This is a genomic window from Actinoplanes sp. CA-252034, from assembly GCF_050956125.1.
GTDB lineage: Bacteria > Actinomycetota > Actinomycetes > Mycobacteriales > Micromonosporaceae > Actinoplanes.
Window position 1 is genome coordinate 3,924,004 of sequence record NZ_CP191846.1, and the last position, 19,262, is coordinate 3,943,265.

The window sequence follows — 19,262 nt, forward strand, 5'->3', positions numbered from 1 at the left end:
GGCGTGACGCTCCGTGCTCCGGCGTCGCGGACGCGCCGGAGTGATCGACGCCCTACTCAGCGGAGCAGGCCGGGTGCCGATAGGGAGTTGGTGAGCTCCATCGGCACCACCGACCGGGTCGCCCTCGACATCCTGCTGCGTGACGGCGGCCTGCACTGCATCTATCAGCCGTTCGTCGACCTGGACAGCGGGGCGGTGCCCGCCTTCGAGGCGCTGCTGCGGCCGCCCGCGGACTCCGGCTGGCAGTCGCCGGTGCAGCTGCTGGACGCGGCCCGCGAGACCGGGCGGCTCGCCGATCTGGAGCGGGCGTCGCTGCGGGCCTCGCTCGCCGACGCGGCCCGGCTGTCGCACGGGCAGCCGGTGACGCTCTTCGTCAACCTGGAGCCGGACACGCTCACCCGCCGGCGCGACGTCGTCCTCGAGGCGCTCGCGACCCGGGCCGCGCACGTCCAGGTGGTCGTGGAGATCACCGAACGGGCGCTGGCCGAGGACCTGGCGGGCGTGCTCACCGGGGCCGAGCAGCTGCGGGCGGCGGGCTGCGCGATCGCCCTGGACGACGTGGGCGTGCACCCGGAGTCGCTGGCCTTCATCCCGCTGCTGCGGCCGGAGGTGGTCAAACTCGACCTGAAGCTGCTGCGCACGGTCAAGGACCCGGCGACCGTGACGGTGGCCGGGGCGGTCCGTGCCTACGCCGAGCAGGCCGGCGCCGAGGTCGTCGCCGAGGGCATCGAGACTCCGGACGACCTGATGCGGGCGCAGGTGCTGGGCGCCAGCCTCGGGCAGGGCTGGCTGTGGGGCCGGGGGAGAGGGCGTTCGTGCCCTCGGTGTCCGCGCCGGAGCGGTTCGCGGCCCGGCCCATCGGCTCGGCGCTGGCGGGTAGCCCGTACCAGCTGATCGGCGCCGACCGGCAGATCCGGCACGCGCCGAAACATCTGCTCGTGCCGGTCTCCAAGACGCTGGAGCTGATGGCGTTGGAGGAGAGGGTGCCGCCGCTGGTGCTGGCCGCGTTCGAGGACGTGCGGTTCTTCCGGCCGTCCACGGTACGGCGGTTCACCGAGCTGGCCGTGCGGTTGCCGTTCGTGGCGGCGCTCGGGGTCGGCATGCCGTCATCGCCCGCGCCCGGGGTCCGTGGCGCCGCGCTCTCGCCACAGGACCCGCTGGCGAGAGAGTGGACCGTGGTGGTGCTGGGCGCACACATGTCGGCCGCGCTGATAGCCCTCGACCTGGGCGACGACGGCGCCGACCCGGACCGGCAGTTCGCGTTCGTGGTCACCTACGACCGGAGGCTCGTCACCGCGGCGGCGCAGTCGATGGTGGGGCGGGTCACCACCGGATAGGCCGGTGCAACCGTCCCGCACTTCGACCGGGCCGTAATCGCACCTCAAGCTGCGCACAGTCGGAAGTCACTGCCGACTGAGCTTCAGGAGCGTACACCCGGTGAAGAAGCGCAACCGTGGAATCCGTCTCGTCGCCGCCGCGGCCCTGACCCTCACCGGCGTCGCGCCCGTGGCCGGTGCCCCGGCAGCGGCCCAGGCCGCGGTGCCCGGTGTCGCGAAGTCCTACGCGAGCCTGATGTACCGCAGCCTCACCGCCGACGCCACGATGGCGAAGCTGCGTGCCACGCTGGTCACGCAGCAGGCCGACCTGAAGAAGCGCAACACCGACGCGGCCAAGGCGCAGAAGGCGAGTGTCGCCGCGCAGAAGACGCTCGCCACGGTGACCGCGGGGCACACCGCGGTCCACGAGAAGCTCAAGTCGGCCGAGCGGGCGCTCTCCGACGCGAAGAACGCGCTGGCCCGCCAGTCGAAGCAGAAGCCCCGCAGCAACGCCGCCATCGCCCGGGCCAAGCGTGCGGTGACCGCGGCGACGACTGTCCGCGACGCCCGCCGGACCCGCCTGCACCAGGCGGCCGCCGAGCTGCGCGCCGCGAAGAAGGTCGCCGGCGCCACCACCTCAGCCGTGGTCGACTCGCTCGCGGCGGTCGGCAGGGGCTCCGCGGCTGTCGAGCAGACCCAGAACCGGATCGCCACGGCGGGCACCGCGGCCGGTTACGCCACCCAGGCGGCCGCGATCAGCCGCAGTGTCGTCGACGAGGTGCGGCCGGTCTTCGCCGTCACCGACACCACCAACGTGTACGGCACGACGGTGCACAAGAACGTCGCGTTCGCCTTCAAGCGCATGATCGACGACGCGAGGGCCGACGGCGTCGTGATGTCCGGCGGTGGTTTCCGCACCAAGGAACGGCAGATCGAGCTGCGGACCATCAACGGCTGCCCGGACGTCTGGACCGCCCCCGCATCGTCGTGCCGGGTGCCGACGGCCATCCCCGGCCGGTCGTTGCACGAGCTCGGCCTGGCCGTGGACGTGACCTCCGGCGGTAGGACGCTGACCCGTAAGAGCAAGGCCTTCGCCTGGATGTCGGCGCACGCCGCCGACTACGGCTTCGTGAACCTGCCGTCCGAGGCGTGGCACTGGAGCATCACCGGCGGCTGAACGGCTGTCCACTCAGGACTCCTTGCTGTGCTTAGCTGAGCGGGTGGATCTGCTGAGTGGTACGGGCGCGCTCGTGGTGATCACGGTGGTGATCGTCGGCGTTCTGTTCGGCGTGATCCTCGGGGACCGCATCGGTCTGCTCCTGCGACCGATCGGGCTGATCGTCGCCCCGATGGTGGTGATCCTGTATGCCGGGGCCGCCCTGCTCATGTCGGCCCCGGCCGATCTGCTCATCGAGGCTTCGCCCAGCACGTCCGCGATCGGGTTGACGTTGCTGGTCGCCGGCGGGGTGGCTCTGCTGACGGCCCGGCGCCTGCGCCCGCGCCGGGCCGAGCCGGCGTCCGCCCTGTGGCTGCGGGCACTGCTCCTGCTGTCCTGCTGTTCGGGCACGAGATACCTGGCCCACGTGGCCGGCTATCCGGTCGACGGGTTCTGGCCGGCGGCCGCGGTCTCGCTCGCCGCGCTGACGCTGACCGCGGCTGTGTTCGCGTTCCTGCGCCTGCCGGGAGTCCTGCCCCTGGTCGTGCGGGCGTTCGCGGCGCTGGTGACGGCCGGGCTGGTCGCAGCCTGGGCGCGGGCCAACGGCGTCCCCGTGTTCGCGGATCCGGCGACTGCCTCGTCGCGGACGCTGTGGGTGATGCTGCTCGTCGAGCCGCTCGGCCTGCTGGCCGCGATCCTGCTGGCGGTCGCGCTGGTGCGGCACTTCGCGCCGGATGTGCTGCCGGTCCGGGAGCGGGTCCCCCGGGCGGGGGAGATCTGGAACGCGTTCGTCACGTTCGAGAACGACGACAGCCTCGGTAAGGACCGGCCGGTGCTGGTCGTCAGCGCCGGCGAGACGGTGAGCGTCCTCAAGATCACCAGTCAGGACAAGGGGCACCTGCCGGGGTACCTCCCGCTGCCCCGTAACCGGGTTCGCGGGGTGCTCGTGAAGGACAGCTGGCTGGAGTTGAAGCCGGTCACGGTCCCGCCGGCCGACTTCCGGTCCTACCGGGGCTCCTGCCCGTCCTGGTTACGAGACGATCTTCGCGGCCGCGAGTTGATGGCCGCCGTCGATGCCCCGGGCCGGCTGCGGGGCTGGCTCGCCGCGATCCGTTCCCGCTGATTCATAGCCGTTTCTCAGGTGCCGTACAGGTTTGCGCGACGTTGTTCCGGGATACCGCGTGTGACGGATTTCCCTAACCCTGAACGTTGCCGTTCCTGCTCGTTAGCCTGAGTGGAGTGAATACCGGAATGCCAGTTCCTGAACGTCGTGTCCTGCGCAGCGTGGCAGTCCTGGCCACCTGCGGCCTGATAGCCGGTCTCGTGGTCGCCGCGGCGTCCTTCCCGGCCGTCGCGATGTCCGGGCTGGCGGCCAAGGCCGGTGCCGAGGAGTTGGGCGAGCTGCCCCCGTCACTCGTCGAGCAGACGTCGCCGCAGGTCTCCCGGGTCTACGCGTCGGACGGCAAGACGCAGATCGCGCTGATGTATGACGAGTTCCGCAGCGACGTGCCCCTGGCGCAGATGTCCAGGAGCATGCAGGACGCGATCGTCGCCGCCGAGGACCACAAGTTCTACGAGCACAACGGTGTCGACCTGAAAGGTGTCGCCCGTGCATTCGTGAACAACAACCAGGGCGGCGGCAAGCAGGGCGCGTCCACTCTGACCATGCAATACGTGCGGATGGCGCTCGCCTATTCGACGACTGATCCGCAGGAGGTGGTGGATGCCACCAAGGACACCGCCCAGCGGAAACTGAACGAGATGAAGTATGCGATCCAGGTCGAGAAAGAGCTGTCCAAGCAGCAGATTCTGGAGCGCTATCTGAACATGGCCCCGTTCGGCAACGGCGCCTACGGGGTGAACGCGGCAAGCCAGGTCTACTACGGCAAGAAGCCGGCCGAGCTGACGATCGGCGAGGCCGCGCTGCTGGCCGGCATGGTGAAGGCGCCGACCGCGTTCGACCCGACCACCGAGACCGGCTATCCGCAGGCGGTGGCCCGGCGCGACTACATCATCGACAACATGGTCGACCTCGGCCAGATCACCGCGGCCCAGGGCGCCGAGGCCAAGAAGGAGAAGGTGGCGCGCACCGCGAAGCGGCCCAGCCGGGGATGCGTGTCGGTCGCCAAGAACCACTGGGGCTTCTTCTGCGACTACTTCTACCGGTGGTGGCTGGACCAGGCGGCCTTCGGCGAGACGACGTACGACCGGGAGCGCCTGCTCAAGAGCGGCGGCTACCGGATCGTCACCACCCTCGACCTGGACGCCCAGTCCGCGGCCCGTAAGCGGGTCACCGAGCACATCGCCGACACCAGCCAGAACGCGTTGATGCTGGCCGCCGTCGAGCCCGGCACCGGCGCGGTCCGGGCGCTCGCCACGAACCGCAAGTTCAAGATCGACGACGCGGACAACCCGCAGAACAGGCTGTCGTCGAACCCGGAGCAGGCCCGGGAGGGGATCCGCGGCACCTACCCGAACACCACGAACCCGATCATCACCGGCAGCACCGGCGTTCCCGGCTACCAGGCCGGCTCGGTGTTCAAGGTGTTCACCATGATCGCCGCCCTGGAGAAGGGGATGGGCCTGGACACCACCATCTACTCGCCGCCGCGCTACAAGTCCCGCTACCTGGACTCGGCGGCCCCGCCCGAGTGCGACGGCCACTACTGCCCGAGCAACGCGTCCGCCTCCGAGCAGGGCAACTTCAACATGTGGACCGGCTTCGGCAGGTCGGTGAACACCTACTTCATCCCGCTGCAGGAACGGGCCGGAGCGGAGAACGTGGTGGCCGTGGCCAAGCGGTTCGGTGTGCAGTTCCGGTCGGCCGACGACGCGACCCGGGCCGATGACCCGGCCCAGGCCCACGAGTGGGGCGCCTTCAGCCTGGGTGTGTCGGCGTCCACCCCGCTGGACATCGCCAACGCGTACGCGACGCTGGCCGCCGACGGCATGTACTGCGCGCCCACCCCGATCCAGCAGATCACCACGGCCGACGGCACCGAGGTCGACACCGGTAAGTCGGCCTGCTCCCGCGCCACCACCGCGGACGTCGCCCGCAAGGCCCTCGACGCGGCCCGCTGCCCGGTCGGCGACCGCGCCCAGCTCGGCGACTGCGCCGGCTCCACCGCCCCGCAGGTCCGCAGCGTGGTCGGGCACCCGGTCTTCGGCAAGACCGGCACCACCGACAGCGACAAGACCGCCGCCCTGGTCGTCGGCACCCGCGACCTGGTCGTCGCCGGCTACCTGGCCAACCCCGACTGGGCGGCGCACACGGACCGCATGTCGCACGGCATCGTCAACCCGGCCGTCTACGAGACGCTCGCCGACTACATGCAGGACCGGCCCGAGAAGGAGTTCCCCACCCGTAGTGGCCCTCCTCGATCGTCAGCGGCGGGTGGCCTCGCGGACGTTGACGAGCAGCACCAGCAGGGCGGCCGCCGAGAAGACGAAGGTGACCACGTAACGGCCCTCGAGCCACAGCACCGCCAAGGCCAGCACCAGCACGAACGCCAGCAGGACCCGCAGCACCACGGCCAGGAACTTCCCGCGGACCAACCCTTCCACGCCGAGCATCACCAGCAGCAGGACCAGTGCGGTCTGCTGGCCGGAGACCGGCGGCGGCGCCACCACGGCGCCGATGGCGAGCAGGATCAGCGGGGTGCTCAGCACCGCCCACCACGATCGGGCCCGCCCCAGGAAGCCGGTGACCTGCTCGATCGGCAGGCGACGGTGCATCAGGTGGGCGTGCGGGTGCTGGGCGACCGGCTCGGTCGTCGTGGCCCGGCGCAGCTCGTCGGCGAGGCGGGTGCGTTCCATCCGCAGGCCGAGCAGCTTCTGCTCCCGGGGCGCCAGCGCCCGGACCTCCGGCGCCGCGGCGGGCAGGCCCGCGGCGGCCACCGTCAGCTCGTGCCGCAGGGTGTCTATCTCGTCGTCGAGCTCGGCGAGACGATCAAGATCACGCTGGGTACGGATGGACACGAGCCGCCGCTCCTCGGACGGATCCGGGACCACCTTGGCCAGCCCGGCCCACCCGACCGGGTCCGACCACGCGGGCCGCACCGTGCCGTCGCGCGCGTAACGTGGCCCGGCCGGTCCACGCTCTCCGCCGAGCCGGTCGCGGGTGTCACGTCCCCACAGTCCGCGGAAGTCACGCACCCAGCCCGTCTCGTCGCCGATCACCACCGGGTTCCACGACTCGGCCCGGCCGGGTCCGACCGCGCGTCCGTCGCCGCGCGCGTAGTCCACGTACGGAATCCCGACGTTGCTCTGATCCTCCGGCGACCAGGGCGCGAGAAGCCGCGCCGACCACCGCAACACCCCGACCAGCCCGCGCAGCCGGGGCGGCTTGACCGTGATGAGGTAGTCGCCGGGCAGGTAGGCCCCGAGTGCGAGCCCGCGCCGACGAACACCACCGGATGCCGCCCGCCGACCGTCGTCAGATCCGGGTCGTCCCAGCGGCGCCGCAGATCGTCGCCGACCTCGTCGTGCGCCGAGAACACCACCCACGACGGCGCCGGCAGGCCGTCCGGCCCGTCCGGGGCGGCCGCGTCGACGAAGACGGTCACCTGCTCCCAGTCGGCCTCGTGCTCGTTGACCCCGCCGAACGCCGACCGCCAGTTGTTGAAGTTGTAGAAGAACCAGTACTGGCAGACGATCCACGACCCGTCCCGGACCACCCGCCCGTAGTAGGTGGGCTCCGCCGTCTCGAGATGATCGCGCTGCAACAGGAACGAACGAGCCGCCGAACCACCGGGCACGCTGCCCGGAAGAGCAGCGAGAACCGGTTGAGCGTGTCGACCATCCGCCCGGTGAGACCGACCGCCCCGAGCCGGCTGGACCGGGACAGGTGCGGTGGCCGGTCGCGCAGCGGGATGTGCGTGAGGTGCTTGTCGCCGGTGCCGATGCCGGACAGCGCGTAGCCGAGGCCCTGCTCGGCGCCGCCGGCCGCGGCCAGCCCGTCGAGGCTCAGGTCACCGGGTGCGACGATCTGCACCGGCCCCTGCCCGGGTTCGTGACGCCACAGGCTGGCGTGACTGACATACCGCTCGACCGAGACGGGGAAGAAGTACTCACCCTCGGTGAACCTGGCCACCGGCTCATAGGCGCGCAACAGCCGCAGGTCGTCCCCGTTCCCCAAGACCTCGTTGCTCCTCTCCGCACGCTTCCCGCGTGCCGAGGTTAGCGCCCGGTCACCGCCCCGCCTGATCACCACCCGCTTCCGGCGGGTCCAGGAGGTGGTCGAGACCGATCACCCGCAACACCCGGTCGACGATGCCCTGGGCTCCGGCCAGCCGAAACGTGACCCCGGCCCGTTCCGCGGCGAGGTAACCCTCGATCAGTGCGTTGATCGCCTCGGAGTCGATGAAGGTCACCCGCTGGAGGTCGACCGTGATCCGCGGACCGGGGTCGTCACCGACCAGGTCGAGCAGGGCCTTGCGCAGGTCCTCGCGGGTGCCGATGTCGAACGCGCCCCCGAGCAGGACACGCGACGTCGCGCTCCCGCCGGCCGGCTCGAGCGCGATGGTGAAGTAGTCGTCCGCCACGAATAGTTGTCTACCAGCAAATAACAACGGTCTTGTCACAGCAGGGCCAATGGACGCTGTCAAACGAACGTTTTACGCTGGCAGGGTGGGGTACGAATGGCTGACCGAGGCCTTGGCGCGTCTGCGTGACATCGAATCGCAGGAGGTCACCCAGGTTCTCTCGGCCCAGCGGCGTCTGCCGCTGGCCGCGGAGAGCGCCGGGGTGCACTTTCTCACGATCAGCGGGCGCACCACGACCGGCCGGCCGCTCGTGGTCGCCGTGCGGCTGCTCGGCGGGTACCGGCAGCAGATCATCGGCGCCCGCGAGATGACCCCCGACGAGTTGGTGCGGTTCAAGGCATGGGAGGCGGACGCGTCATGAGCCAGCAATACAGCGACGACCAGATCTCGGCGGCCGCGGCGGCGTTCGCCGCCGGAGACGTCACCTACCACGAGGGCACGCGGGTGAGCCTGCCCCCGGTCCCCGAAGCCGAGCCGATGGTGCCGCTCGGCATCCGGGTGCCGCCCGCGCTGGCGCAGCGGGTCCGAGCGGCCGCCGACCAGGCCGGCATCCCCTACTCCCAGCTGATCCGCGAGTGGATCGAGCTCGGCCTCACCGACATGGCCGGCGATCTCACGGTGTCGGTCGCGGTGCTGCGCCGGGCGATAGCCCACGCCGCCCAGTCCGGCCACGCCGCCTGATCCCCGCCCCACCTCCGACGGCCCGGCCGGGCCGGTCGGCAAGAACGACAATCCATTCTTTGGTACGGCCACGCCTCACCCGGTCCTGCGGTGTCCGCCAGGCCGCACCCGGTGCTGTGCCGGGATCGAATCCGGGCCCGTCACCGACGCGTGATCGGGTGCGAGTCAGATGGCGTTGATCGCGGCCGGTGCGCGTTCGGCGCGGGCCAGAGCACGGATCAGGGCGGTGTGGCCGTGCCGGGCCGCCGACCACCGGCACAGCAGGGTGAGAACGGTGTCGGCCGCGGACCGGGGCAGCTCCGGGGTCGGGATCCCGAGGCTGACGGCCAGATCGTCGCAGTGCACGGCGATCTCCAGCATCCGGGTCGCCAGGAAGTCGTCCAGGGTGAGAGCCCACGGCCCGAACGGCAGCGCGATCACCCGGCCGCCGGGTTGAGCGGGAAGTCGTTCGCGCAGGTCGGCCAGGACCGCGGCGGTCCGCTCGTGCAGGACCGTGTGCCCGTCGGCGGCGGTCTGCTCCCCGGCCTCACGGATGCCGGTGTTGAGATCGCTGTAGATGGCGCCGTCGGACCACGTCGACCGGGCGTAGTGGTCGACCAGCGAGATCGGCGGCGTGTCCGGGGGTGGCGCGTCCAGCACGGCGGCGACGACGGTGACCTGCCCGGCGAGGTGACCGGCGAGCCCGCGGATCCGGAACTCCCGCAGCGCGCTCGACTGTGCCCACGCCCGGCCCACCGCCGGCGCGGCCAGCAACGTGGTGGCGACCGCGGCCGTCTCCAGGAAGTCCTGCCTGATCATCGGCATCCCCCTCCTCACCGCAGTGTGGCACGGCCCGGTGCTCAGTGGGTGAGGCCGAGGCGGGTGGCGTAGCGCGCGGCCTCGGTGCGGTTGCGGGCGCCGATCTTGGCGAAGGCGCCCACGAGGGCGTTGGAGACCGTCAGCCGGACGCCTGCCGGGAGATAGGCCAGTGTCATGGTCACCGGCTCGCCGGGCGCGTGCCGCGCCGCGTTGGTGAGGGCCTCGCGGGCGGTGCGCAGCAGCGCCACCTCCGTGCCGGGTGACAGGTGTGACGGGCGCCTTCGGTGCGCAGGGTGACGGCGGTCAGGAACGCCCAGCCCATCAGGCTCGGCCGAGGATCTCCCCGGCGATGCGGGTGCCGAGGCTGCCCTGCCGGTCGCCGGTGAGCAGGTGGTCAACGGTCTTCTTTCGGTTGTCGTCCATGGCCGCGACGTTACGGAGAGTGCCGGGTGGAGCGGCACCATCGAGGGGTGGAGATCCGGGTGGAGACGAGCTGGCATGATGAGCGCCGTCGATGCGCACTGTGGACCTGGGGAGGTTGCTCGTGGCGGAACCGACGGCGACGAATCTGGACACCGGCACGCCGCATTCCGCGCGGCTGTGGAACTACTGGCTCGGCGGCAAGGACAACTTCCAGTCCGACCGTGAGGCGGGGGACGCCATCGCCGGGATGCTGCCGTCGATCGTCGCGCTCGCCCGGGAGGACCGGAGGTTCCTGCGGCGCTCGGTGGAGCACCTGGTGCGCGACGGCGGGATCCGGCAGATCCTCGACATCGGCACCGGGCTGCCGACCGCCGACAACACCCACCAGGTGGCGCAGGCGGTGGCGCCGGAGACCCGGGTCGTCTACGTCGACAACGATCCGCTGGTCCTGGTGCATGCGCGGGCGCTGCTCTCCGGCACGGCCGAGGGCGTCACCAACTATGTCGAGGCCGACCTCAACGATCCCGAGTCGATTCTGCGCGCGGCCCGGGAGACGCTCGACTTCTCCCAGCCGATCGCGCTGACCCTGCTGGGGATCGTGCATTTCATCCGGGATGACGAGACGGCTCTCGCGGTGGTCCGGCGGCTCGTCGACGAGTTGGCGCCGGGCAGCTATCTGGTGATCGCGCACGGGTGTCACGACATCAACACCGACGAGGCGCACCGGATCGTCGACTTCTGGAACGAACGCGGGACTCCGAAGATCAAGTATCGGAGCTCGGCGCAGATCGCCGCGTTCTTCGACGGTCTGCGCCTGCTGGAGCCGGGTGTCGTTCCGTGCAACCGGTGGCGGCCGGACGGCGACCCGGGCGCCGACGTGAACCAGTACTGCGGCGTGGGGGTCAAGGAGTAGGAGCGAGCGGGAGTCCAGTAGCTCGAGGGATGGACGCGGTGGCATGGCTTTGCCATCCTCGCGGGCATGATTGTCGATCGGCGGGCGCTCGCCCTCGTAGCGGTGCTGATGCTGGCGGGGTGTGCGGAGGCCACGCCGAGAACCGAGACTCCGGTGTCGGTGCGGTCGCCGATCGTGGAGGCCGTCTCGGTTCCTCCGCGGTCGGCAGCGGTGACTCCGGGAGTAGTGACTTCGGGAGCGGTGACGCCGGGGGCTGTGGAGGCGGGGCGGCAGCCGGCCGTCGTGCAGCACGGGCCGCGTCACGTCAAGCGGGTGGCGCTCACGTTCGACGCGGACATGACCGATGCGATGGCGGCGCGGCTGCGGCGGGGCGAGGTGAGGTCGTACGCGAATCTGCGCCTGCTCGGCATCCTGGAGAAGCGTCGGATCCCGGCCACGTTCTTCGTCACGGGGCAGTGGGCCGAGGAGTATCCCGAGGTCACCCGCCGGATCGTGGGCAACCCGCTGTTCGAGGTGGCGAACCACAGCTATGAGCATGCGGCGTTCACCGGCGACTGTTACGACCTGCCGCGGGTGAGGTCGGCGGACATGACCGAGGACGTGGCGAAGACGTTCCGCGTGCTGGAGCCGTTCGGTGGGCGGCAGACCCGGTACTTCCGGTTCCCGGGTCTGTGCCATGACGGGGCGGCGTTGCGGGCGCTGGCGCCGCTCGGGGTCACCGTGGTCGACGGTGACGTGGTGAGCGGCGACCCGTTCGCGCGTGGTCCGGACCCGGTGGTGAACGCGGTGTTGTCGCAGGTGAAGCCGGGCTCGGTGGTGATCATGCACGTGACCGAGGCGAACGCGCAGTACACCGATGACGCGTTGCCGGCCATCCTCGGTGGGCTCCGCCGTCGTGGCCTGGAGCCCGTCACGCTGTCGGAGTTGCTGGCGGGCTGACGCGCCGCGGATCATCCCGCTTCCGGATGCTCCGTGACGTTCTGCAGGTAGAGCGCCTCACCCAGCTTCTCGATGAGGCCGAGCTGGGTTTCCAGGTAGTCGACGTGGTGCTCCTCGTCGGACAGGATGTCCTCGAAGATCCGCGCGGACGTGACGTCGCCGACGGAGCGCATGTGCTCCAGGCCGCGGCGCAGCCGGTCGACGGCCTCCACCTCGATCTTCATGTCGCACTCGAACTGCTCCTTGACCGTCTCGCCGATCCGCAGCACGGACAGCTTCTGGTAGTTGGGCAGTCCCTCGAGGAAGAGGATGCGGTCGGTGAGGACCTCGGCGTGCCGCATCTCGTCGATGGATTCGTGTTTCGTGTGCTTCGCCAGCACGGTGTAACCCCAGTTCTCCTGCATCTTCGCGTGCAGGAAGTACTGGTTGATCGCGGTCAGTTCCGCGGTGAGTTGCTCGTTGAGGAACTCGATGACACGGGCGTCACCTTGCATGCCAAATACCCCCAGTCATGGCCTGACTGGAGTTGATCGTAACGGGTTTGTGACGCTATGCGACTTTTGATAGGCGCGTGTCGGTGCTCTCCTCCTGGATCAGGTCGCAGATCCGGTCGAGGCAGCTGCCGCACCCCGTCCCCGCGCCGCAGGCGTCGCCCACGGTCTCCTCGGTGCGCGCGCCGGCACGGATGACGGCACGGACCTCACGTTCGCGGACGTGGTGGCATATACAGACGTACATCGAGCGCGGATCCCTTGTTTTGCTTAGGCTTACCTTCGTTAGGCTGCCCTAAAACCCCTGGTCACGCAAGTCCTGCCGGGGAGAGGCGCAGATCACCGCAGTCCCGTGAATTCCACTGTGCGAGCACTGTGCATCGACTAGGAATGACGTAAGGGAGTGGCGGGATTCGTTGACGGTTTCCGCCCGGCTTTTCTACGGTCGTTCCCGACGTGATTCCGGCTCGTTCTCGGAGAGTTCCCATGTCGCTCGCCGTCCGCCAGGACATCCAATTACTCGGTCTTCGCCTGCCGGTACCGCAATGGTTCGCCGAGGAGGCCCCTGAGCTGCGGGAAGACTTCGAGTACGAGTACGACGACTTCGATGAGGATGATGTGGAGGACAATTCGCCGCGTCTATAGGCTCACGGCTGGAACGATTCCGAGGCTCCGGGGCTCGGATCGGTTCCGGCGGCGGCGTCACGGCTGCGGGCCAGCGCGAGTCCGGCTGCCGTCGCCAGGGTCACCATGACCAGCAGGATCGCGAGGAACCAGCGATGGCCCTTGCCCGATGGTGGGTCGTTGCTGTCCGTCACCGTTTCCTCCCGCGTTGGCCTCACTCGCGGCACTCTAGGGCCACGGCCGAGTCGGCAAGATCGACTGCGTGCCGGGGTGGCACGAAGCCGGTAGCGCCCGCGGCGAATCACCAGGGTTACTGACCAGAAATCAGCCGAAAGGTGGAGGCGGCATCGTCCGAACGTCGGGCGACCGTGATGTGCGTCACCTGCAAACATTGCGGCCGGTGGACGCATGATCACCCTCCGGAGGCTGCCATGGTGGACAGGCGATACGGATCAGGATCTTCCGACCGGCACCACGCCCTGCTGAGCCCATCGCAGGCCTGGCCCGCACAGCCCCGGCACGCCGCCCCACCCCGCCAGTTCCGCACCCTGCGCGGCTTCTTCCGCCGGCCCGACGCGCACCGGCGCAACTGGCTGCTGCTGATCCCGATCGTCATCCCTCTGACGCCGATGCTCTACAACCGGGTCGAGCCGACGTTCCTCGGGCTGCCCTTCTTCTACTGGAGCCAACTCGGCTTCGCCTTCCTGGCCAGCATGGTCATCGCCGTCGTGCACTCCAGGAGCCGATGACCATGGGCGATCAGAGGGTTCAACTGATCGTCTTCACACTGATCTTCGGGGTCGTCGCGATCATGGGGTTCGCGGCGTCCCGATGGCGGCGCCCCAACGACATCCACAGCCTCGAGGAGTGGGGGCTGGGCGGCCGGGCGTTCGGCAACTGGGTGACATTCTTCCTGCTCAGTGGGGACGTCTATACGGCGTACACCTTCGTCGCCGTGCCCACCCTCGTCTTCGGCGTCGGCGCCGCCGGGTTCTTCCCGGTGCCGTTCCTGGTGATCGTCTATCCGATGCTGTTCGTGGTGCTGGCCCGCTTCTGGTCGGTCTGTCACGTGCACGGGTTCGTCACGCCGGCCGAGTTCGTGCGGGCGCGGTTCGGCTCGAAAGGGCTGGGCACCGGGATCGCCGTGCTCGGCATCGTGGCCACCATGCCGTACATCGCGCTGCAGTTGATCGGCATCGAGGCGGTCTTCGAGGTGATGGGCCTGCCCAAGGGCTGGCCGCTGACCATCGCGTTCCTGGTGCTGGCGCTCTACACCTTCAACTCGGGGCTACGCGGGCCGGCGCTCGTCTCGATCGTCAAGGACACGCTGGTCCTGTGGTCGGTGCTGTCGGTCATCATGATCGTGTCGATGATGCCGGGCGGCTGGGATCCGGTGTTCCGGCTGGCCGAGGCGAAGTACGCGGGCACAGCACGACTCGACGACGGGCTGCTGCTCGCGCCGGAGAGCCAGCTCAACTACGTCACCCTGGCGCTCGGGTCGGCGCTGGCGCTCTTCCTCTACCCCCACACGCTCACCGGAGTGCTGGCCTCGCGCAACCGGGGCACGCTGCGGCGCAACCTGGCCGTGCTGCCGCTCTACACGCTCACCCTGGGCGTGCTGATGCTCGTCGGCTTCGCGGCGATCTACAGCGGCACCACGGCCGTGGGCGGGAACGCGAACACCGTCGTACCCCAGTGGTTCAACGAGAACGCGCCCTCCTGGACCGCCGGCATGGTCTTCGCCGCCATCGGCGTCGGCGCCATGGTGCCGGCGGCGATCATGTCGATCGCCGCGGCGAACCTGTTCACCCGCGACATCTACCGCGTCTATCTGCGGCCGGACGCCACCGCCAAGGAGGAGACGTACGTCAGCAAGATCGTCTCGCTGACCGTCAAGTTCGGCGCGCTGCTCGTGATCCTGCTGCTCAACACCCAGTTCGCGATCGACCTGCAGCTCATCGGCGGCGTGGTGATCATGCAGACGCTGCCGGCCGTGGCGCTCGGTCTCTACACCAACTGGTTCCATCGGTGGGCGCTCGCGAGCGGGATCGGCGCGGGCCTGCTCGTCGGAATAGTCATGCTCTATCAGATTCCGAAAACCAACGGCAGCACGGTGGTACGGGAGCACTTCGGCGGGTCGGCGTGGCCACTGGACACCATCGGCATCGACAGCGACGCCAGCATCTACGTCGGGATCGTGGCGCTCGCGGTCAACCTGATCGTCACGTTCGCGCTCACACCGGTCTTCCGCAACGCCCGTGTGCCGGACGGCCCCGACGAGACCCGCGACCACGACTACGTGGCCGACGAGGGGGACCCGACGATCCGCCGGATGACCGAGATCATCGACGGGGAGAAGGCTCCGCAGCCGGTGTCGGTGCCGACGCTCGGCGCCCGGTTCACCCCGCTGGGGCGGCCGTCTCGACGTCCGCGATCGTGAGCTCGTAGTCGTAGCCGCAGGCCAGCGGGAAGTCCCAGCTGGAGAACCAGGTGAACCGGTTGGTCCTCAGGTCGAGCACCTCGATCCCGAGGACCGCAGGGCCGGCGGCGTCCGGGCCGCCCGCGTCGGGGGCGCTGATCGACGAGCCGTGGCTGTCGGCGCCGTCGAACGTGCTGGACGAGAAGATCAGCGGGCCCCGGGAGAACGCGGCGTGGTCGGGATAGTCGGCCTTCCCACCGGACACCAGCAGGGCGGTCATGCCGTGCACGCCGGTGTAGGTCGCCTTGACGGTGGCGCGGCCCTCCCGGCAGAGGTCCTCCGCGTCGGCGCTGCGGCGCTGGGTGGCCGTCCAGGTCACCTCACCCGGGTCGGCCGCGCGGGTGGCCGCCGGAGCCGGCAGCACGGCGAGCGCCAGGCCCGCCAGCGCGGTGACGGTGCTCATCATCGTTCCAGGTCACCACGTGGTCGCGAGTACGGGGCCGGATCAGCCGAAACCTGTCTGTTCGGCTGATCCGGCCCCGTGTTCAGGTCGGTGCTCAGATCCGCGGGATCAGGGTCTTCGCGACCGCCGTGGCGTCGGCAAGGTTCCCGGCGTTCGAGGCGCCGCGCGAGTAGACGTCGATCTGCACCGTGCCCTGCAGGACGTACAGGTGACCGGAGTGGGTGTAGGCGTCCTGGCCGACCCCGTCGACCCACTCGGCCTCGTCGATCGTGATCTGGAAGTCCTCGGCGGTGGTACGGCTCAGGAAGACGGCGAGCTGGCCGCCGGACTGCTGCCACTGGCAGTAGCGGGTCGGGTCGCCGGCGTCGCCGCCGTCCTCGTCGATCTGGGTGATCTCACGGCCGGTCAGGTCGACCACCTCGGCCTCGGAGAGCAGCGTGCACGGGTCCGGGATGTCGCCGGTGCCCTTCTTCTTCGCAGAGGGGGTCGGCTCGGCGCTCCTGGTCGCCGGCTGGTTCTCGCTGGTCGAGTTCTTCTCGCTCGCCGAACTGTTCTTGCTCGCCGGGCTGGTGGAAGTGATGTCGGACGCGCCGGCGGCGGCGTTGCCGAGCACGCCGCATCCGCCGGTGAACGCGACGGCTACGACGGCGGTCAGGGCGACGAGGCGGTGCTTCATGGGTTTCTCCTGTGGAAGAAGTGAGGCGGTTGCCGTTGCCCAGAACCATCCGCCCGGCCGCCAAAGAAACCCCAAAGACTCACCGGAGCAGCGCGTTCACTACCTCCGAAAGGGTCAGGGCGTCTGCCTCGCGGTAGATGGCGGCGCGTTCGGCCGTACCCAAGGATGATCTTGCGGTGGCTTCGGCCGACTCCTTGTCGGCGATCTCGTCGGGGGTGAAGCTGGGGGCGCCGAGGGCGGCGCGCTCGCGTTCGGCCAGGGCCAGCAGGCGCAGGCCGCCGGCCGCGTCCCCCTCGGCGATGTCCAACTGTGCGAGACCCTCGACGGCGTCGAGCTGACCCTCCGTGATGCCCAACTCGGTGTAGATCGCCAGCGCCGACCGCATCGCCGCACGGGCCGGGGCGTGCCGGCCGCGCCGCCGGTCGGTGGTCGACAGGTTCGACAGCGCGGCCGCCTCACCCCGCCGGTCGCCGAGCGCGCGGAAGCCAGCGAGCGCCCGGGCGAACAGCGGCTCGGCCTCGTCCAGCCGGTTCATGCAGCGCAGGGTGCCGCCCGTGTTGTTGGAAGCGGCGGCGATCATCCGCTGGTCACCGGCCTGCTCGGCGGCCCGGATCGCCTCCTGCCCGAACTCCAGCGACGCCGGATAGTCCTCCTGCGCCTGTGCGGTGATCAGCAGGTTGTTGAGGGCGGCGAGCACGCCTGTCCGGTCGCTGATCTCACGGAAAGTCACCAGACACTGCTCACCGAGAGTGCGCGCCTGCTCCAGGTCGCCGGAGTTGCGGGCCAGCGCGGCCGCCGCCCGCAGCGCCCGGCCACGCAGTGCCGGGGCGGCCGACGGCGCGGCGTCGAGAGCACGCCCGAGCCACTCCCGGCCCTCGATCATCCGGCCGGCGATCCACCAGTACCACCACATTCCGGAGGCGACGGTCAGGCCCTTCTGCGGATCGCCGGCCCGCAGCGACCAGTCGATCGCCGCCACGATCGTGTCGTGATCAGCGGCGATGCCGCTCAGCCAGGCGGTGTGCTGCGGCCCGTCCGACGGCGGCGGCGCCGCGAGGCGTTCCACCCACAGATCGACCAGCCGCTGGTACGCGCGAACGCGCTCCGGTCCGTCCTGGTCGAGACGCTCCCGCGCGTACGCCCGGATCGTCTCGATGAGCCGGTAACGCCCGTCGCGCCACTCGACCATCGACCGGTCGACGAGCTGCGTCAGCGGATCCAGGGGGTCGGCGGCGTAGACGGCCTCCGCGGCGGCCAGGTCGAAGCCGCCCGCGAAAACCCCGAGCAGGCGCAACAGGTCCTGCTGGGGCAGGTCGAGCAGGTCGTACCCCCAGTCGATCGCGGCCCGCATCGTCTGGTGCCGGGCCACCGGCGACGTGCCGGTCAGCAGGTCGAGCCGCCGGTCCAGCCGCGACATGATCTCGGCGAGCGGCAGCGCCCGCAGCCGCGCTGCGGCCAGCTCGATCGCCAGCGGCAGCCCGTCCAGCCGTCGCACCAGCTCGGCCGCGACGACCTGCTCGGCCGGCGCGAGACCGGCCCCGCCACGCGCCGCCGCGACCCGGTCGGCGAGCAGCCGCACGGCGTCCGCCTGCGCATCGGTCACTCCGGGTGACGGTGTGGTGAGGCCCTCCAGCGTGAAGATCACCTCGCCGGGTAAGCCGAGCTGCTCCCGGCTGGTCGCCACCAGCCGCAGGCCGGGACACGCCGCGAGCAGGACGTGCGCCAGCTCCGCGGCTTCCGCCCGGACATGCTCGCAATTGTCGAGGATCATCAGCGCCCGCTCCTGGCGCGGCTCGGTCGCAGGCCCCCGCATACGGCCGCTGAGCTGCGCTATCACCGTGTCCAGGACGGGGATGCCGGGCTCCTCACGGATGCCGGCGGCCGCGGCGACCCGCACCGTGATCGGCCCGTCACGGTGCTCGGCCAGCTCGACGACGTGCACCGCCTCGTACTCGCCGGCGACCTCCCGGGCCACCTCCAGACTGATCCGGGTCTTCCCGGCGCCACCCGGACCGACCACGGTGAGCAACCGCGCCTCACCGAGCAGGCCGAGCAGCCGATCGAGCTCGGCCCGGCGCCCGATGAACCGGTTGCGCTGCGCCGGCAGACCCGGCACAGGCCGGTCCAGCGTCGGATCCTGCCGCCGCACGGCCGCCGCGAGCGCCTCCAGCTCACCGCCCGGCCGGGCGCCGAGATCCTCGAGGCCCTTCGCCGTACGGGCGAACGCGCTCAACGCCTCGCCGGCGCGTCCCGACCGGTACAGGGCCAGCATGAGCAGCCGGGCCAGGCCCTCGTCGGTGGGCTGCCCGGCCGCCCACCCCGCCAGCTCGGTCGCCGCCGCGACGTGCCGCCCCTGGTCGAGTGCCTGCCGTGCCCACCGCAGCCGGGCCGCCAGCCGCCTCTCGCCCAGCCCGGCCGCGTCCGCCGCGACCGACGGCCCAGCGGCCACGCCCTCGTAGGCGTCTCCGCGCCACAGCCCCAGGTCACCGCCGTCCTCGAACTCGGCCGCGTCGAACTCCGCGCCGGCCAGGTCGAGCCGGTAACTGCCCGGCGCCGTCCGGACCCGGTCACCGACCACCTTGCGCAGCGCCGACACGTGCATCTGAAGGGTCGCGCTCGCCGTCGACGGCGCCCCGTCCGGCCACAACTCGCCGAGCAGCCGCTCCACGGTGACCGGGCGTCCACGCGCGGCCAGAAGGACAGCCAGGAGCGCGCGCGGTTTCGGTGGCAGTGTCAGCTCACCGGAGGCGGCACACACCCGCACCGGGCCCAGCACCTCGAACCGCAGCATCCGCCGATATTACGGCCCACGGCCGTCCA

General features: G+C 70.5%; 22 protein-coding genes. 12 read left to right on the forward strand and 10 right to left on the reverse strand.

Annotation, left to right across the window (positions count from 1 at the left end; translation table 11 throughout):
* Positions 1–90: 90 nt before the first annotated feature.
* The 5 genes from ACQPZW_RS17710 to ACQPZW_RS17730 all read left to right on the forward strand — a co-directional run bounded on the left by ACQPZW_RS17710 (position 91) and on the right by ACQPZW_RS17730 (position 7,104).
* Positions 91–894, forward strand: a complete 804-nt coding sequence (locus tag ACQPZW_RS17710) for an EAL domain-containing protein (RefSeq protein ID WP_433795995.1) — start codon at positions 91–93, stop codon at positions 892–894.
* Positions 816–1,337 (forward strand): DICT sensory domain-containing protein, encoded by a 522-nt coding sequence (locus ACQPZW_RS17715; RefSeq protein WP_433795996.1) that lies wholly within the window; start codon positions 816–818, stop codon positions 1,335–1,337. The genes ACQPZW_RS17710 and ACQPZW_RS17715 overlap by 79 nt, the downstream gene beginning before the upstream one ends.
* 100 nt (positions 1,338–1,437) lie before the next feature.
* The gene (locus ACQPZW_RS17720) at positions 1,438–2,493 is read left to right on the forward strand and encodes a D-alanyl-D-alanine carboxypeptidase family protein (protein ID WP_433795997.1); all 1,056 of its coding nucleotides are present in this window, start codon (positions 1,438–1,440) and stop codon (positions 2,491–2,493) included.
* A gap of 43 nt (positions 2,494–2,536) precedes the next feature.
* On the forward strand, positions 2,537–3,595 hold the full coding sequence (locus ACQPZW_RS17725; RefSeq protein ID WP_433795998.1) for a type II toxin-antitoxin system PemK/MazF family toxin: 1,059 nt from the start codon (positions 2,537–2,539) through the stop codon (positions 3,593–3,595).
* A gap of 128 nt (positions 3,596–3,723) precedes the next feature.
* On the forward strand, positions 3,724–7,104 hold the full coding sequence (locus tag ACQPZW_RS17730) for a transglycosylase domain-containing protein (RefSeq protein ID WP_433795999.1): 3,381 nt from the start codon (positions 3,724–3,726) through the stop codon (positions 7,102–7,104).
* On the opposite strand, the gene ACQPZW_RS17735 is transcribed toward ACQPZW_RS17730, so the two are convergent.
* The gene (locus tag ACQPZW_RS17735; RefSeq protein ID WP_433796000.1) at positions 7,034–7,609 is read right to left on the reverse strand and encodes a hypothetical protein; all 576 of its coding nucleotides are present in this window, start codon (positions 7,607–7,609) and stop codon (positions 7,034–7,036) included. The two genes, ACQPZW_RS17730 and ACQPZW_RS17735, sit on opposite strands and share 71 nt — an antisense overlap.
* Before the next feature lie 52 nt (positions 7,610–7,661).
* Positions 7,662–8,015, reverse strand: coding sequence for an STAS domain-containing protein (locus ACQPZW_RS17740; protein WP_433796001.1), 354 nt, complete (start codon positions 8,013–8,015; stop codon positions 7,662–7,664).
* A gap of 85 nt (positions 8,016–8,100) precedes the next feature.
* Here ACQPZW_RS17740 and ACQPZW_RS17745 point away from each other — a divergent pair, with 85 nt between their 5' ends.
* Complete coding sequence (locus ACQPZW_RS17745) at positions 8,101–8,376, forward strand: hypothetical protein (protein ID WP_433796002.1); 276 nt, start codon at positions 8,101–8,103, stop codon at positions 8,374–8,376.
* Entirely contained in the window at positions 8,373–8,696 is a 324-nt protein-coding gene (locus tag ACQPZW_RS17750) for a hypothetical protein (RefSeq protein ID WP_433796003.1), read from the forward strand. Before ACQPZW_RS17745 ends, ACQPZW_RS17750 begins: the two co-directional genes overlap by 4 nt.
* Positions 8,697–8,861: 165 nt before the next feature.
* On the opposite strand, the gene ACQPZW_RS17755 is transcribed toward ACQPZW_RS17750, so the two are convergent.
* Positions 8,862–9,494 (reverse strand): maleylpyruvate isomerase N-terminal domain-containing protein, encoded by a 633-nt coding sequence (locus tag ACQPZW_RS17755; RefSeq protein ID WP_433796004.1) that lies wholly within the window; start codon positions 9,492–9,494, stop codon positions 8,862–8,864.
* A 41-nt stretch (positions 9,495–9,535) separates the two neighbouring features.
* Positions 9,536–9,742 (reverse strand): hypothetical protein, encoded by a 207-nt coding sequence (locus ACQPZW_RS17760; protein ID WP_433796005.1) that lies wholly within the window; start codon positions 9,740–9,742, stop codon positions 9,536–9,538.
* A 266-nt stretch (positions 9,743–10,008) separates the two neighbouring features.
* Between ACQPZW_RS17760 and ACQPZW_RS17765 the strand changes: the two genes are divergently transcribed.
* Together ACQPZW_RS17765 and ACQPZW_RS17770 are read left to right on the forward strand one after the other, a co-directional pair.
* Positions 10,009–10,830 (forward strand): SAM-dependent methyltransferase, encoded by an 822-nt coding sequence (locus ACQPZW_RS17765; RefSeq protein WP_433796006.1) that lies wholly within the window; start codon positions 10,009–10,011, stop codon positions 10,828–10,830.
* 66 nt (positions 10,831–10,896) lie between these two features.
* Positions 10,897–11,769 (forward strand): polysaccharide deacetylase family protein, encoded by an 873-nt coding sequence (locus ACQPZW_RS17770; RefSeq protein WP_433796007.1) that lies wholly within the window; start codon positions 10,897–10,899, stop codon positions 11,767–11,769.
* Positions 11,770–11,780: 11 nt separating this feature from the next.
* On the opposite strand, the gene bfr is transcribed toward ACQPZW_RS17770, so the two are convergent.
* Together bfr and ACQPZW_RS17780 are read right to left on the reverse strand one after the other, a co-directional pair.
* Complete coding sequence (gene bfr / locus ACQPZW_RS17775) at positions 11,781–12,263, reverse strand: bacterioferritin (protein ID WP_433796008.1); 483 nt, start codon at positions 12,261–12,263, stop codon at positions 11,781–11,783.
* 55 nt (positions 12,264–12,318) lie between these two features.
* Entirely contained in the window at positions 12,319–12,507 is a 189-nt protein-coding gene (locus ACQPZW_RS17780; protein ID WP_433796009.1) for a (2Fe-2S)-binding protein, read from the reverse strand.
* 239 nt (positions 12,508–12,746) lie between these two features.
* Here ACQPZW_RS17780 and ACQPZW_RS17785 point away from each other — a divergent pair, with 239 nt between their 5' ends.
* Positions 12,747–12,905, forward strand: a complete 159-nt coding sequence (locus tag ACQPZW_RS17785) for a hypothetical protein (RefSeq protein WP_433796010.1) — start codon at positions 12,747–12,749, stop codon at positions 12,903–12,905.
* A 2-nt stretch (positions 12,906–12,907) separates the two neighbouring features.
* Here ACQPZW_RS17785 and ACQPZW_RS17790 read toward each other — a convergent pair whose 3' ends face one another.
* Positions 12,908–13,078: a hypothetical protein gene (locus ACQPZW_RS17790; protein WP_433796011.1), complete on the reverse strand. Its 171-nt coding sequence runs from the start codon at positions 13,076–13,078 to the stop codon at positions 12,908–12,910.
* A 237-nt stretch (positions 13,079–13,315) separates the two neighbouring features.
* On the opposite strand from ACQPZW_RS17790, the gene ACQPZW_RS17795 reads away from it, so the two are divergent.
* Positions 13,316–13,633 (forward strand): DUF3311 domain-containing protein, encoded by a 318-nt coding sequence (locus ACQPZW_RS17795; RefSeq protein WP_433796012.1) that lies wholly within the window; start codon positions 13,316–13,318, stop codon positions 13,631–13,633.
* Positions 13,634–13,635: 2 nt separating this feature from the next.
* Entirely contained in the window at positions 13,636–15,324 is a 1,689-nt protein-coding gene (locus ACQPZW_RS17800) for a sodium:solute symporter family protein (protein ID WP_433796013.1), read from the forward strand.
* Here the strand turns inward: ACQPZW_RS17800 and ACQPZW_RS17805 are convergent.
* From ACQPZW_RS17805 to ACQPZW_RS17815, 3 genes are all read right to left on the reverse strand, one after another.
* Positions 15,284–15,769 carry a hypothetical protein gene (locus ACQPZW_RS17805; RefSeq protein WP_433796014.1) on the reverse strand — a complete coding sequence of 162 codons (486 nt, stop codon included), beginning with the start codon at positions 15,767–15,769 and terminating at the stop codon, positions 15,284–15,286. The two genes, ACQPZW_RS17800 and ACQPZW_RS17805, sit on opposite strands and share 41 nt — an antisense overlap.
* Before the next feature lie 91 nt (positions 15,770–15,860).
* A complete protein-coding gene (locus ACQPZW_RS17810; RefSeq protein ID WP_433796015.1) occupies positions 15,861–16,442 on the reverse strand; it encodes a hypothetical protein in 582 nt (193 codons plus the stop codon).
* Between the two features lie 79 nt (positions 16,443–16,521).
* Positions 16,522–19,233 carry a BTAD domain-containing putative transcriptional regulator gene (locus ACQPZW_RS17815; protein ID WP_433796016.1) on the reverse strand — a complete coding sequence of 904 codons (2,712 nt, stop codon included), beginning with the start codon at positions 19,231–19,233 and terminating at the stop codon, positions 16,522–16,524.
* Positions 19,234–19,262: the final 29 nt, after the last annotated feature.

Coding starts and splice junctions, on each gene's coding strand:
- ACQPZW_RS17805 (WP_433796014.1), bottom strand. CDS start 15,769: ATGATGAGCACCGTCACCGCGCTGGCGGGCCTGGCGCTCGCCGTGCTG.
- ACQPZW_RS17750 (WP_433796003.1), top strand. CDS start 8,373: ATGAGCCAGCAATACAGCGACGACCAGATCTCGGCGGCCGCGGCGGCG.
- ACQPZW_RS17815 (WP_433796016.1), bottom strand. CDS start 19,233: ATGCTGCGGTTCGAGGTGCTGGGCCCGGTGCGGGTGTGTGCCGCCTCC.
- ACQPZW_RS17755 (WP_433796004.1), bottom strand. CDS start 9,494: ATGATCAGGCAGGACTTCCTGGAGACGGCCGCGGTCGCCACCACGTTG.
- ACQPZW_RS17770 (WP_433796007.1), top strand. CDS start 10,897: ATGATTGTCGATCGGCGGGCGCTCGCCCTCGTAGCGGTGCTGATGCTG.
- ACQPZW_RS17810 (WP_433796015.1), bottom strand. CDS start 16,442: ATGAAGCACCGCCTCGTCGCCCTGACCGCCGTCGTAGCCGTCGCGTTC.
- bfr (WP_433796008.1), bottom strand. CDS start 12,263: ATGCAAGGTGACGCCCGTGTCATCGAGTTCCTCAACGAGCAACTCACC.
- ACQPZW_RS17730 (WP_433795999.1), top strand. CDS start 3,724: ATGCCAGTTCCTGAACGTCGTGTCCTGCGCAGCGTGGCAGTCCTGGCC.
- ACQPZW_RS17800 (WP_433796013.1), top strand. CDS start 13,636: ATGGGCGATCAGAGGGTTCAACTGATCGTCTTCACACTGATCTTCGGG.
- ACQPZW_RS17780 (WP_433796009.1), bottom strand. CDS start 12,507: ATGTACGTCTGTATATGCCACCACGTCCGCGAACGTGAGGTCCGTGCC.
- ACQPZW_RS17765 (WP_433796006.1), top strand. CDS start 10,009: ATGCGCACTGTGGACCTGGGGAGGTTGCTCGTGGCGGAACCGACGGCG.
- ACQPZW_RS17785 (WP_433796010.1), top strand. CDS start 12,747: ATGTCGCTCGCCGTCCGCCAGGACATCCAATTACTCGGTCTTCGCCTG.
- ACQPZW_RS17795 (WP_433796012.1), top strand. CDS start 13,316: ATGGTGGACAGGCGATACGGATCAGGATCTTCCGACCGGCACCACGCC.